This window comes from Kineococcus deserti (assembly GCF_050871945.1).
Classification (GTDB): Bacteria; Actinomycetota; Actinomycetes; order Actinomycetales; family Kineococcaceae; genus Kineococcus.
In genome coordinates this window covers 120,146-133,234 of record NZ_JBJLSI010000004.1, presented here as the reverse complement: position 1 = coordinate 133,234, position 13,089 = coordinate 120,146, and the positions used below count along the sequence as shown (strand labels likewise).

The window sequence follows — 13,089 nt, the reverse complement described above, 5'->3', positions numbered from 1 at the left end:
GCCGTGAGGGGCTGACGCCCCTCCCGGGCCGTGGGCGTCGAGCCCGGTGTGGTGGTCACGGGTAGAGCCCGCGGGCGGTGTGGGCCTCGGCGACGCGGCGGACGGCCAGCAGGGTCGCGGACCGCCGCAGCGTCGTGCCGCGGCGCTCGGCATCGGCCGACACCTCGCGCCAGGCCTGGACCATGCGCTCGGCGAGGCGCTGCTGCACCTGTTCGACCGACCACCGGTAGGCCTGGTTGGCCTGCACCCACTCGAAGTACGAGACGACGACACCACCGGCGTTGGCCAGGATGTCGGGCACGACCAGGACCCCGCGGTCCTCCAGGAGCCGGTCGGCCTCGGTCGTCGTCGGCCCGTTGGCCCCCTCGACGACCACGCGGGCGCGCACGGCGGACGCGTTGCCGGCGTGCAGGACACCCTCGATCGCCGCGGGGACGAGCAGGTCCACGTCGAGGGTCAGCAGGTCCTGCCCGGCGAGGGGTTCGGTGCCGGGGCAACCCACCACGGACCCGGTGTCGCGGACGTGGGCGGCCAGCGCCACCGGGTCGAGGCCCCTGTCGTGGTGCACGGCCCCGTACTGGTCCGCGACGGCCCGGACGCGCACACCTGCGGCGCACAGTTCGTCGACGACGCCGGCACCGACCTTGCCGTACCCCTGCACGGCGGCGGTGCAGGTTCCCGGACGGACGCCGATCCGCTCCAGGGCCGCGAGGGCGAGGAGTGCGACGCCCCGTGAGGTGGACCCGGCGCGGCCCAGCGAACCCCCGATGCTCAGCGGCTTGCCGGTGACCACCCCCGGAACGGTGTGCCCGGCCGCGACGGAGAAGGTGTCCATCATCCAGGCCATGGTGCGTTCGTCCGTGCCGACGTCGGGTGCGGGGATGTCGCGGTCCGGGCCGATGATCGGGGAGATCTCACTGGTGTACCGGCGGGTGACGCGCTCGAGCTCTGCGGGGGAGTAGTTCCGGGGATCGATGGTCACCCCGCCCTTGGCCCCGCCGTAGGGGACGTCGAGCAGGGCGCACTTCCACGTCATCCACATGGCCAGGGCGCGCACCTCGTCGAGGGTGACGTCGGGGTGGAACCTCGTCCCGCCCTTCGCCGGTCCCCGGGAGAAGTTGTGCTGCACGCGGTAGCCGGTGAGGACCTCGACCTCGCCGCCGTCCCGGCGCAAGGGCACCGAGACGACGAGTTCGCGTCGGGAACGGGCCAGCATGTCGTGCAGCCCGGGTTCGTACCCCAGCGTCCGCACGGCCTCGGCGAGCTGGTCCCGCGCCGCGTCGAGCGCCCCGCCGCGGCGGTCGACCGCGGATCCCTGCCGCGGGATCCGCAGGTCGTGCGACGTCCCGGCTGCGGTGGTGCTGCTCACGAGGCGACGACCGAGACCGCCAGCGCGGTCGCGATCCGGTGGACACCGGCCACCAGCAGTTCGGGAGGGACCTGGGTGCTCAGCACCACGTGGTCGCCGTCCGGGACGACGGCGACCCCCGCCGCCAGCAGGTCCCCCGCGAGCTCGTCACCACCGGCGGCGTCCTGCCCGAGCCGCAGGGTGGCGTCGACGGTGCGAACGTCGACGTGCACCCCCGGGAGAGTGCGCAGCACGCCCACCGCCCACTCCTGCAGGGCGGGAGACACCGGCGGTGCGCCCGGTGCGGGACGGGTCAGGTCCACGCTCGCGACGTCGCGCCGGAGCGGGGCGTCGGGGCGGGGGACGCGGACTGCCGAGACGAGCGTGCGGTGCACGGGTCGTGCCTTCCTGCCAGGTTCGGGTTCGTCGGGGGATCGGTGGTGGGGGTCAGGAGTCGGAGAGCCGCTCACCCGCGGTCTCGCGCAGGCCGAGGGCGGTGACCAGGGTGATGAGTGCGGTGAGGACCACGGCGAAGGCCGGGACGCTGGTGACCCCGGTGGCGTTGATGATCGCGGTCATGACCAGCGGGGCGCTGCCGCCGAAGACGACGGTGGTGATGTTGAAACCCACGCTGTAGGCGCTGTAGCGCACGTTGGTCGGGAACATCTCCACCAGCGTGACGTGGATGACGGCGGCGTGACCGGCGAACGCCAGGGCCAGGACGGCGGCCGACACGCAGGCCAGCAGCATCTGCCCCTGCTGGATGGCCAGGAACGCGGGGTAGGCCAGGACGGCCATGGCCAGCGCGGAACCGATGAGGACGGGTTTGCGCCCGACCCGGTCGGAGACCCGCGCCAGGACGGGGATCGCCGCGATGATGGCGACGAGTCCGGCCGCGGTGACCAGCAGGCCCTGCACCTGCGTGAAGCCCAGTTCGGTCTTCAGGTACGTGGGCATGTACACGAACAGGATGTAGTAGCCGGGCCCGTTCAGCGCGGGCAGCGTGATGGTGAGCCCGATCGCCTTGAGGTGGCGCTTGGAGGTGAACGCGGCCTTGAGCGGGTTGCGCTCGGCGATGTTCTCCCGCTGCACCGACAGGAAGCGCGGAGTGTCCTCCAGGCGGGTGCGGATGTAGAAACCGACGAGTCCGAGGGGGACGGCGACGAGGAAGGGGATGCGCCAGCCCCAGCCGTTCATGGCCTCGGCGCTCAACCCGTGCAGCAGTGCGCTGGACAGCAGGCTGCCGAACAGCAACGCCGTGAAGGAACCCACGGCCAGCCACGCGGTGCGCCGCCCACGCTGGCCCTCGGGTGCGTACTCGGCCACGAAGGACATCGCGCCCGACGCCTCACCGCCGGCGGAGAAGCCCTGGACCAGTCGCATGAGCACGAGCAGGGCGGGTGCCGCCCAGCCGATCGTCGCGAAGTCCGGGATGAGGCCGATCGCGGCGGTGGCCGCCGAGATCATCAGCAGCAGGGCGGCCAGCAGGCGTTTCCGGCCGATGCGGTCCCCGAGGTGACCGCAGATGACACCCCCGAACGGCCGCACCAGGAAACTCACGAGGAATCCCGCGTAGGTCAGCAGGACCCCGGTGGAGGCCGACTCGCCCGGGGGCATGAGCACCACGGACAGGGTGCCGACGAGCAGCCCGTAGATGCCGTAGTCGTACCACTCGACGAAGGAGCCGATGAGCCCGGCGCCGGTCACCCGGCGCAGGGTGCCCTCGTCCGGCGCCTGCTCCGGTCGTGTCGCGGTCGGGGGTCGGTCCGCCGCGAGCACCGGATCCGTTCCGGTGCCGCTCTGTCCTCGGTCCACGGTGTTCCTCTCCTGCTGTCAGGCCGGTGCTGCGCACCGGCGAATCCTCCCGCGCCCTTGCGAGCGGCAACTCAGTACGCCGTGTGCACCTCGGCGCTCATCCGCGCCTCGTTCTCGTGCACCTGCAGGACCGCCGCGTGGATCTGCTCCGCGCGTGCGGCCGGGATGACCACCACGCCGTCGTCGTCGGCCACCACGACGTCGCCGGAGGCGCAGACGACGCCGCCGACGGCCACCGGTTCACCGATCGCGCCGGGTCCGTTCTTGAAGGGGCCGGCCGGGTTGGCGCCCCGGGCCCAGACGGGGAACCGGATCTCCTCGATCCGGGCGCGGTCGCGCACCGCGCCGTCGATGACGGCGCCGACGACTCCGCGGGCCTGCAGCCGCGAGGAGATCTGGTCCCCGACGAGTCCGCGGTGGACGTGCCCGAAACCGTTCACGACGAGGATGTCGCCGGTCTCGACCACCGTCTCCATGGCTTCGATGACCGCGAGGTTGTCGCCCGCAGGGCCGACGACGGTGACGGCCGAGCCGGCGCACCGGGCGCCGCGCCACACCGGCGTGATACCGCCGTCGCAGATCCCGAGGCGTTGCATGGCGTCGCCGAGGTGCGCCACGGGGTGTTCCCCGAGTGCGGCGACGAGTTCGGGATCGGCTCGCGTCCAGGACTTGTCGACGCGAACACTGAGGTCGAGCTTGGCCACCAGTTCCTCCTCGATCGGTGCTCCAGAGCCAACGGTCTCCCACTCAGAATGAGAAAGCGTTCGCAGTTTGCTGATTCTGTCGGGCGGGGCCGCCGACGTCAAGCACTACGCGGCCCCGAACCTCGGGACCGTCAGGCCGGACCGAGGATCGAGAAGTCGAACGTGTTGTCGGTCCGGTAGCCGTAGCCGGTGAACGTGTCGGCGTAGGCCATGGACGGCTGCGGGAACGCGATGGGGGTCTCGGGCGCCTGGTCCATCTCGCGGGCCATCGCCCTGTTCCAGAGCAGGCCGGCCTCCTCGCTCAGCGGGTCGTCGACGGCGCGGGCCTGCTCCACGAGCGCGTAGAACTCCGGGTCCTCCCAGCGCGTCACGTTGTTGGGGTTGTCGCCGGGCAGGAACCAGGAAGCGGTCATGTACACCGGGGACTGGGTCTGGGCGCGCGTCCGCAGGACCATGGCCTGGAACGCGGCGGTCGACCGGCCGGTGGCGAAGCTGGACGCCGTCTCGGTCTGCACGGTGACGTCGAACCCGGCGTCGACGGCGTAGGACCTGATGAGCTGCGCCGCGTCGACGGCGTCGGGCACCGAACTCGACACGTGCAGGGTGAACGCGACGGGTGTGGTGTGGCCGGCCTGGGCCAGCAGTTGCCTCGCCCTCGCCGGATCGTACGTGTACTCGGGCAGCCCTTCGGTCGTGTACCCCTTGGTGGAGGGGATGATCAACCCCTGCGACTCGACCGCGCGGCCTTCGTAGACCTGCTCGACGATCTCGTCGTAGGGGACGGCGTAGGTGAGGGCCCGGCGGACCGTCGCGTCGTCGAAGGGCGCCTGCCGGGTCACGGCGGCGAGGTTGAGGAACTCGATGGGGTTGGCCACCGACGGGACCACGACCCCCTCCGCCTCGGCGAGGGAGGCCTGGTCGGTGGGGCGCAGCTGCTCGGCGAAGTCGACGTCGCCGGACTGCAGCATGGTGACCCGGGTGCCCGGGTCGGTGACCTGCCGGTACGTGATCTTCTCGATCTCCGGTTCCCCGAGCACGTAGTCCGGGTTCGCCTCGAGCACCATCTCCTGGTCGGGGGTCGACGAGGCGACCGTGTAGGCGCCGAAGCCCCAGCCGGAGTTCTGCTTGGCCCACTCCAGGGCGTACGGGTCCTCCGCGGTGGCGTGTGCGGTCAGCGTCTCCTGGTCGTAGATGCGGGCGTTGATGTTGGCCATGACGCCGAGGAAGGAGAAACCGTCGGAGGCACGGCGGAGCGTGAAGGCGACGTGCTGGTCGTCGATCTCCTCGATCGCCTCCAGGCCGTCCATGAAGAGGTTGAAGTTGCTCGGTGCGGGCGAGGTGGCCGAGCCGTACTTGCGCTCGAAGGAGTAGACCACGTCGTCCGCGGTGAACGGCTGACCGGACTGGCTGACGACTCCCTCGCGCAGGTTGAACGTGTAGGTCAGGCCGTCCTCGCTCACGGTGTAGGGCTCGTCGGCATCGGCCAGGACGCCTTCGAAGGAGGAGTAGTCCTGCGTGGTGTGCCCTTCGGAGTCCTCGACGTAGGGGTTCCGGATGAGGTTGGCCTGGGTGTTGGTGATGACCTCGAAGTTCTCGTTGGAGAACAGCCCACCGGCGTCCCAGTCGAAGGTGGTGGCCAGGGCGGGCGTGGCCACCGTGACGCTGGTGGTCGCCGGTCCGGCGGTCCCCCCGTCGTCCGAACCGCTGGACGGTGAGACGCACCCCGCGATGGCGAGGGGGATCGCTGCCGCCAGAGCGAGGACGGTCGACGTGCGAGTGCGGGTCATCAGCTTCCCGTCTGGTCAGGTGAGAATCTTGTCTCACTCAACTGGGCGGAAGCTCGGCGCCGCAAGAGCGTCCGGGGGAAGTTAACGAACACGAAACACCTGTGGTGCAGGCTGTGACGTGTCCGGAGGCGGTGTCAGTGCGTCGGTCGTCCACGTGGCCGGATCTGACACGAACCTCTCAGAACCGTCACCAGGAGGCACACGTGTCTGCTCGAACGCTGTCCGGCTCCGTCGCCCTCGTCACGGGCGCGACGAGTGGGATGGGGTGGGCCACCGCCGAGGTCCTCGCCGCGGCCGGGGCCGACGTCCTCGCCGTCGGACGTCGCGAGGACCGGTTGCACGACCTCGCCGACCGCGTGGCCGCCACGGGTGCTCCCGGCAAGGTGGTCGGGTTCGCGGCGGACCTGTCCGCACCCGGGGTTCCCGCCCGGGTGGTCACCGAGGTCGTGGGCCGGTTCGGGCGCCTCGACGTCGTCGTCAACGCGGCGGGCGTCATGTACAGCGGCCCGACGCTGGACGCGCTGGACGAGGAGTGGCAGTCGATGATCGACCTGAACTTCTCCGCGCTGGCCCACCTGTCGCGGGCGGCGATGCCGCACCTGGTCGAAGCCGCCGCCACGGGCGGGCGCGGTGTGGCCGACCTGGTGAACATCAGTTCGCTGTCCGGGCGCATCGCCACCGCGGAGAACGCCGTCTACGCCGCGACCAAGTTCGCCGTCACCGGGTTCACCGACGGTCTGCGCAAGGAGTTCTCGCCGAAGAACGTCCGGGTGTCGGTGCTGGAGCCGGCCCTGACCCGCACCGAGATCTTCGGCCACCAGCGGGAGGCCGGCCGGACCTACTTCGAGAAGATCCGGGAGGGCATCGAGATCCTCGAGCCCCTGGACGTCGCCGAGGTCGTCGAGTTCCTCGTCACCCGCCCCCGCCGCGTCGGTCTCAACGAGATCGTCATGCGGTCGATCGAGCAGGTCTGACGCCCCCCGCGATCGAGGACTCGGCCGCCACGATCGAGGATTCGACCGCGGGTCGAGTCCTCGATCGCCGCGGTCGAGTCCTCGATCGTCGGGTCAGCGGGGGAGGTCGGCCGGGGCGCCGCGCCAGCGGCTGATCTCCAGGTCGCCGGAGGTGTCGCGCTGGCGGGTCGGGGCGACGACGATCTCGGGGATGACCGCGCGCGCCGGCAGCGAGGCCGCGAGGTGGATGGCGCGGGCCACGTCCTCGGGGGCGGCCATGCCGGCGCGCTCCTCGGCCGACGGCGGCCGGACCCGGGTGTCCATGATGGGGGTGGCGACCTCGCCGGGCTTCACGACGGTCGCGCGGATGCCGTCGTTGCGGAAGGTGTTGTGCAGGTAGCCCATGAAGTTGGCCACCCCCGCCTTGGCGGCGCCGTAGGCGGCCCCGCCCAGCAGGTTCGGGTTGTCGGCGGCCAGCGAGGACACCGTGATGACGCTGCCGCCGCCGGCGGCGAACATGTCCGGCAGGACGGCCTGGGTGAGGTGGAAGACCGCGTCCAGGTTGGTCGCGACGACGGTGCGCCACTCCTCGACGGGCGTCCAGCGCACGTTGGGGACGCTGCTCGCGCTGCCCGCGTTGTTGACCAGCACGTCCACCGGCCCGAAGTGCTCCCGCGCGGCCGCGACGGCGGCCTGCGCCTGCTCGGGCACGCTGACGTCGGCCACGTGCACGAGGGCCTCGCCGCCCGCCGTCGTGATCGCGCCGGCCACCTCCTCCAGCGGCTCGCGGCGCCGGCCGACGAGCACCACGCGCGCCCCGTCCTCCGCCAGCAGCGCCGCGGCCGCGGCACCGATGCCGCTGCCGGCCCCCGTCACCAGGGCGACCTTGTCGCGCAGTTGTCCCGTGCTGTCCACGTGTGCTCCCGTTCCATCCGTGATTTGCGAAGATGTTCTCGCTGGCGCGGGCGGTGGTCAAGCGCGGCTCGCGGAGCCTCCCCGTGGTGCGGGTGCCCTGCGCGCCAACGATCTTCGGGTGTTTCGGCGGTGTTAATTGCGTGTGACGGATGGTCGCGAGCGTTGACCGCGCCGCGCCGAAATGAGAAGGTCTCCTCACGTTCGCCGTTCTGAGCGGCTCCGCTCCGACCGGCTCCCGTTCCCTTCCCGCTACCAGGAGGACCAGCATGGCACCGCAGCGAGTCGCCATCGTCGCCGACCTCGGTGAGAGCTTCGGCAACTTCGTCATCGGCGACGACGCCACGCTCCTCGACCGCGTCACCATGGCCAACGTGGCCTGCGGCTTCCACGGCGGCGACCCGCGCGTCATGGACCAGACCGTGCGCGACTGCCTGGCGCGCGGCGTGGAGATCGGCGCGCACCCCGGCTACCCCGACCTTGTGGGCTTCGGCCGCCGCGCGATCGAGGCCTCCGAGGAGGAGATCCGCACCGACGTGCTCTACCAGATGGGCGCCCTCAGCGCCTTCGCCACGGTCCACGGCGGCAAGATCACCCACCTCGCCCCGCACGGCCGCATGGGCAGCATGGCGACGAGCGACGCCACCCACGCCCGCGCCGTGGCCGACGCGGCGCTCGCCTTCGACCCCGAGCTGATGATCATCTGCCAGCGCGGCCACCTGGAGGAGGAGTCCCGCCAGCGCGGCCTGGCGGTCGGCATGGTGTTCCTCGGGGACCGCGGCTACGGCGACGACGGCATGCCGGTCTCGCGGTCGCTGCCCACCGGCCTGATCCACGACCCGCAGCTCATCGCCGACCGCTGCGTCGAACTCGTCAAGACGGGCATGGTCACGTCGGTCAACGGCAACTCCGTCCCGCTCGGCCACGACGTCGACACCATCCTGCTGCACGGCGACCACGCCGACGCCCTGCCGAACAGCCAGCTGCTGCGCGAGGCCCTGGCCGCCGACGGCATCGAGGCCGTCGGGCTGCGCGCCGTGCTGGACGGCAAGAAGGACGCCCAGCGCACGCCCGCCGCGGTCTGATCCGACACCCACCCGCACCGACACAGGAGGTCCCGTGGAACTGCCCGCCGAGCTCGGCGACGGTCTGCGCCTGCGGCTGTACCCCTTCGGGGACGCCGCGGTGATGGCCGAGGTCGCCGGCGGTTCCGCGGACTCCCGTCCCCGTGCGGCGGCCGCGGTGCGGTCGGCCCTGCTCGCGGACCTGCCGGTCGGAGTCCTGGACCTCGTCGCGGGCATCGAGTCGGTGCTCGTCGAGTTCGACGCCGACCGCGTCGACCACGAGGTCGTGGAGGTCGGCCTGCGCGCGGCGCTGGCGCTGCGCCTGGACGGCGTGCTCCACGGCGCCGGCACCGGGACGACGCTGGACGTCCCGGTCGTGTTCGGCGGCGAGTTCGGTCCGGACCTCGACGACGTGGCGCGGGAACTGGGGCTGGATCCGGAGGAGGTGGTGGCGCGCTTCACCGCCCGGCCGCTGACGGTCACCCTCCTGGGGGCCGCGATGGCGCCCATGCTCGAGGGGGCCGACTTCCCGGCGCCCGTCGCGCGGATGTCGATGCCCCGCACGAGCGTGCCCGGAGGGTCGGTCATGGTGGCCGGCAACGCCACCATCATCACGCCCTTCCCCGGGCCGACGGGCTGGCGCGTCATCGGCCGCACCCCGCTCGCGGTGTGCGACATCACGCGCGACCCGGCCACCAGCTACGCGGCCGGGGACGCGCTGCACTTCCGTCCGCTGCCCCCGCAGGACTGGCCGGCGCTGGACGGACGATTCCTGGGGGCGGCGTGAAGACGGCGTTGGAAGTCCTCGAACCCGGGTGGGTCTCGAACCTCACCGACCTCGGCCGGCGGGGTTCGGAGCGGCTGGGCGTGGCGACCAGCGGTGCCTCCGACCAGTACTCCGCCGAGGTCGCCAACATCCTCGTGGCCAACCCGCGCGACGCGGTGCTCCTCGAGGTCGTCGGTGCGAGGTTCCGGTTGCGGGCCGGCGGCACGGTCGTCCTCGCGGTCACCGGCGCACCGTCGGCCGTGACGATCGACGGGGTCGCGGCGCCGATGTGGCGGACGCTCGTGCTGCGCGCCGGGTCCGAACTGGCCGTCGCCGCGGGTGAGGGCGGCCTGCGCACCTACCTGGCCGTGCACGGTGCCCTGGCCACCGGTCTCTTCCTGGGCAGCGCCGCACCCGACCCCCGGATGGGTTTCCCGCAGCGGCTGGCCGCCGGCCAGGTGCTCGACCTGGACGACGGCCTGGACGAGCTGGCCGTCAAGCGGATCGAGAACACCCAGCCTCCCATCGGCATCGCCCCGCGGGTTCCGGACTTCGCCGCCGCGCGGTGGACGATCGACATCACCGAGGGGCCCGAGACGGCGGCCGTCCCCGGCATCGCCGAACTCCTCGCGAACTCCACCTACACGGTCGGCCCGCGGTCGGACCACATCGGGTTGCGCCTGGACGGTCCGGTGCTGCACCCGCAGGGCCTGGGGGAGATCACCTCCCACGGGGTGCCCATCGGCTCGGTCGAGATCCCGCACTCCGACGAACTCATCATCCTGGGTCGGGCGCGGTCGCTCACGGCCGGTTACCCCATCGTGGCCGTGGCGACGAGCGCCTCGCTCGCGCTGCTGGGGCAGGCCGCTCCGGGACGGCGCATCGCGTTCCGGTGGACCGACCTCGCCACGGCGCGCGACGACCACCGCGAACGCCGGCGGGAACTGCGACGCCTCGAGCAGCGGGTGCGCACGGCGTTCGGCGCGACGGGTTTCCTCGACCCGGGGGACGGGGGAGTGCCGTGAGGCCCGGCGAACCCGTGCGCCCCCGGCTCGTCCTGCTGGTGACGATGCTCGGTCTGCTCATGGTCTTCGCGAGCACGACGTCGGTGAACGTGGCGCTGCCCGCCGTCGTCGCCGCGCTGCGGCCCGGGCCGGGCGTCGGCGACTGGTTCCTGCTGTCCTACCTGCTGGCCAACAGCGTCCTCATCCTGGTCTTCGCCCGGTTGTCCGACGTGCTGGGCCGCCGGCGCCTCTACCTGGCCGGTGTGGCGGTGATGACGCTGGCGAGCGTCGGCTGCGCGCTGGCGCAGGGGGCGGGCTCGCTCATCGTCTGGCGCGTGCTGCAGGGCGTCGGTGCGGCCGTCGTGCTGACCAACTCCAACGCCCTCGTCGCCGACGCCTTCCCGGTCGCCCGGCGGGCGGCCGCGCTGGGCCTGAACGTGATGTGCGCCTCGGTGGCCGGTGCCATCGGGCCGGCGCTCGGTGGTGTGCTGGTGCAGCTGTTCGGCTGGCAGGCCACCTTCCTGGTGAACGTCCCCTTCGGGGTGGCTGCCGTGGCCCTCGGTCTGGCCGTGCTGCCCCGCAAGCGTTCCGGTGGTGTGCGCGAGGGTTTCGACGTCGGCGGTGCGCTGCTCTCCGTCGCCGCGCTGTTCCTGCTGTTGTTCGGGATCAACCGGTCCGCCACCTGGGGCGCGGCCGACCCGCGCGTCCTGGGCTGCCTGGCCACGGCCGTGCTGTGCGGCGGGCTGTTCGTCCTGCTCGAGCGCCGGCTGCGCCACCCCCTGGTGGACACCGGGTTGTTCGGCGACCGCCGCCGCAACTGCGGGTACCTCGCCGTCATCGCGCTGTCCGTGCCGCAGACGACGCTGCCGGTCGTGCTGGCGCTGTACGAGCAGCTCGTCAGGGAACGCTCGACCCTCGCCTCGGGACTGGCCATCGTGCCGTTCGCGGTGGTCGTGGCCGTGACCGCACCGGTCGCGGGCCGGCTCGTCGGGCGTCTCTCCGCCCACCGGCTGACCGTCGCCGGCGGTGTGCTCTTCTCGGCGGGTCTGGCCCTCGTGGCGACCTACTTCGCCCTCACCGGGCCGACGTGGCTGCTCGTCGTGGCCCTGGCCGTGGCCGGTCTGGGCAACGGGCTGTTCCACACGCCGAACATCGCCGCCCTCATGGCGGGCGTGCCGGCCAACCGGTACGGCGTGGCGACCGGCGTGCGGTCGGTGTTCTTCAACTCCTCGCAGGCGGTCGGCACGGCGGTCGTCCTGCTGCTGCTGGGCACGTGGTTCGCGGCCGCCGGAGCGCCGGGGCTGACCGGACCGCTGGACGATCCCGGTGCCGTCGTGCCCGGGTTCGTCGCCGTCGGAGCCCTCATGGTCCTGGCGACCCTCACCTCCTCCGTCTTCTCCGGGGTGGCCCGGCCACCCCGCACCGGGACGCCTCGGCTGCCCGCCCCCCGCCCTGCGGGGACCTCCGCACGACAGTCCACTCCACAGGAAGCAGACGCACCATGAGCACCCACGCGATCCCGGCGGCCCCGACGGTGCGCTCCGCCCGAGCGGTCCAGCGCATCGAGGCCGTCTCCCTGCGCGGCCCGCTGCCCCCGGCCAGCGCGACGATGGTCTCCCTGGCCCAGGGCGAACCGGACTTCACCTCGCCCGCCGCGGTGAACGCGGCCCTCGTCGAGGCCGTCGAGGGGGGCTGGAGCCACTACGCCCCCGGCGCCGGCGACAACCGCCTGCGCGACCGCATCGCGGTCGAGGTGTCGCAGCTGTCCGGCCGGGAGGTGAGCCGGGAGGAGGTCCTCGTCACCCACGGCGGAACCGGTGGCCTGGCCACCGCCATCCTGGGCCTGGTGGACCCGGGTGACCGCGTCGTCGTGCCCGACCCGACCTACTCGCTGTACGCCGACCTCATCGCGATGGCCGGCGGGGTGTGCGTGCGGGTGCCGCTCGCCGACGACCTGCACTGGGACTTCGGCGCTCTCGCCGACGCGCTGGTCGGCGCGAAGATGTTCGTCTTCTGCAACCCGGGGAACCCGACCGGCATCGTGCACTCGGGCGAGGAACTGCGCCGGCTCGCCCAGCTGCTCGAAGGCACCGACACGCTCGTCCTGGCGGACGAGGCCTACGGCGAGCTCGTGTTCGGCGGCCGCGAGTTCACCTCCGCGGTGCAGGTGCCCGAGTTGTTCGACCGCACGCTGTACTGCCAGACCTTCTCCAAGAAGTACGCCATGACCGGGTGGCGCCTGGGGTACCTCACCGGCCCCGCGGCCGCGGTCGCCGCCGCCTCGCGGGTGCACGCGACGATCAACGGCTCGATCAACACCGCCGTCCAGCGGGCAGCGGTCGCAGCGCTCGACGAGACGGCCGACGACGTCGCGGCGATGGTGGCCAGCTACGCCGCCCGCCGCGACCTGGTGATGCGCGAGCTGGCCGACGTCCCGCAGTTGCAGACCCCCACCCCCGAGGGCGCCTTCTACGTGTTCCCCAAGTACACGATGGACATGCCCTCGGTCGAGGTCGTCGCCCACCTGCGCGCGCACGGCGTCTCGACCCGGCCGGGCAGCGAGTACGGGCCGGCCGGGGAGGGCCGCATCCGCCTGTCCTACGCCGCCAGCGCCGAGGACATCGTCGAGGGCGTGCGTCGCATGCGGGTCGCGCTCGCCGAGCTCGGCTGAACTGCGAAGATCGGCGCCGACGCCCACGAGACGCGCAAGACCAGCACGGAACCGACGGAGGACCG

12 protein-coding genes are annotated in these 13,089 nt (G+C 72.4%); 6 read left to right on the top strand and 6 right to left on the bottom strand.

Going from position 1 to position 13,089, the window contains the following annotated elements; genetic code table 11:
• Positions 1-55: 55 nt before the first annotated feature.
• The 5 genes from ACRYR2_RS05035 to ACRYR2_RS05015 form a co-directional block, all read right to left on the bottom strand.
• Positions 56-1,333: a Glu/Leu/Phe/Val family dehydrogenase gene (locus ACRYR2_RS05035; RefSeq protein WP_432561822.1), complete on the bottom strand. Its 1,278-nt coding sequence runs from the start codon at positions 1,331-1,333 to the stop codon at positions 56-58.
• A 32-nt stretch (positions 1,334-1,365) separates the two neighbouring features.
• On the bottom strand, positions 1,366-1,743 hold the full coding sequence (locus ACRYR2_RS05030; protein ID WP_432561737.1) for a hypothetical protein: 378 nt from the start codon (positions 1,741-1,743) through the stop codon (positions 1,366-1,368).
• A gap of 52 nt (positions 1,744-1,795) precedes the next feature.
• On the bottom strand, positions 1,796-3,163 hold the full coding sequence (locus tag ACRYR2_RS05025; RefSeq protein ID WP_432561736.1) for an MFS transporter: 1,368 nt from the start codon (positions 3,161-3,163) through the stop codon (positions 1,796-1,798).
• Positions 3,164-3,234: 71 nt separating this feature from the next.
• On the bottom strand, positions 3,235-3,867 hold the full coding sequence (locus ACRYR2_RS05020; RefSeq protein WP_432561735.1) for an RraA family protein: 633 nt from the start codon (positions 3,865-3,867) through the stop codon (positions 3,235-3,237).
• A 131-nt stretch (positions 3,868-3,998) separates the two neighbouring features.
• Positions 3,999-5,654, bottom strand: coding sequence for an ABC transporter substrate-binding protein (locus ACRYR2_RS05015; protein ID WP_432561734.1), 1,656 nt, complete (start codon positions 5,652-5,654; stop codon positions 3,999-4,001).
• Positions 5,655-5,857: 203 nt separating this feature from the next.
• Between ACRYR2_RS05015 and ACRYR2_RS05010 the strand changes: the two genes are divergently transcribed.
• Positions 5,858-6,628 carry an SDR family oxidoreductase gene (locus tag ACRYR2_RS05010; RefSeq protein ID WP_432561733.1) on the top strand — a complete coding sequence of 257 codons (771 nt, stop codon included), beginning with the start codon at positions 5,858-5,860 and terminating at the stop codon, positions 6,626-6,628.
• 93 nt (positions 6,629-6,721) lie between these two features.
• Here ACRYR2_RS05010 and ACRYR2_RS05005 read toward each other — a convergent pair whose 3' ends face one another.
• Complete coding sequence (locus ACRYR2_RS05005; RefSeq protein ID WP_432561732.1) at positions 6,722-7,522, bottom strand: SDR family oxidoreductase; 801 nt, start codon at positions 7,520-7,522, stop codon at positions 6,722-6,724.
• A gap of 266 nt (positions 7,523-7,788) precedes the next feature.
• Here ACRYR2_RS05005 and ACRYR2_RS05000 point away from each other — a divergent pair, with 266 nt between their 5' ends.
• The 5 genes from ACRYR2_RS05000 to ACRYR2_RS04980 are packed head-to-tail and all read left to right on the top strand — an operon-like array spanning position 7,789 to position 13,024.
• Positions 7,789-8,604, top strand: a complete 816-nt coding sequence (locus ACRYR2_RS05000) for a 5-oxoprolinase subunit PxpA (protein ID WP_432561731.1) — start codon at positions 7,789-7,791, stop codon at positions 8,602-8,604.
• Between the two features lie 34 nt (positions 8,605-8,638).
• Entirely contained in the window at positions 8,639-9,370 is a 732-nt protein-coding gene (locus ACRYR2_RS04995; RefSeq protein ID WP_432561730.1) for a 5-oxoprolinase subunit B family protein, read from the top strand.
• On the top strand, positions 9,367-10,374 hold the full coding sequence (locus ACRYR2_RS04990; RefSeq protein ID WP_432561729.1) for a 5-oxoprolinase subunit C family protein: 1,008 nt from the start codon (positions 9,367-9,369) through the stop codon (positions 10,372-10,374). Before ACRYR2_RS04995 ends, ACRYR2_RS04990 begins: the two co-directional genes overlap by 4 nt.
• The gene (locus ACRYR2_RS04985; protein WP_432561728.1) at positions 10,371-11,858 is read left to right on the top strand and encodes an MFS transporter; all 1,488 of its coding nucleotides are present in this window, start codon (positions 10,371-10,373) and stop codon (positions 11,856-11,858) included. The genes ACRYR2_RS04990 and ACRYR2_RS04985 overlap by 4 nt, the downstream gene beginning before the upstream one ends.
• On the top strand, positions 11,855-13,024 hold the full coding sequence (locus ACRYR2_RS04980; RefSeq protein WP_432561727.1) for a pyridoxal phosphate-dependent aminotransferase: 1,170 nt from the start codon (positions 11,855-11,857) through the stop codon (positions 13,022-13,024). The genes ACRYR2_RS04985 and ACRYR2_RS04980 overlap by 4 nt, the downstream gene beginning before the upstream one ends.
• Positions 13,025-13,089 lie beyond the last annotated feature (65 nt).

Bases quoted from the DNA above. Each gene is read 5' to 3' on its own strand.
- ACRYR2_RS05015 (WP_432561734.1), bottom strand. From the start codon at position 5,654: ATGACCCGCACTCGCACGTCGACCGTCCTCGCTCTGGCGGCAGCGATC.
- ACRYR2_RS05000 (WP_432561731.1), top strand. From the start codon at position 7,789: ATGGCACCGCAGCGAGTCGCCATCGTCGCCGACCTCGGTGAGAGCTTC.
- ACRYR2_RS04980 (WP_432561727.1), top strand. From the start codon at position 11,855: ATGAGCACCCACGCGATCCCGGCGGCCCCGACGGTGCGCTCCGCCCGA.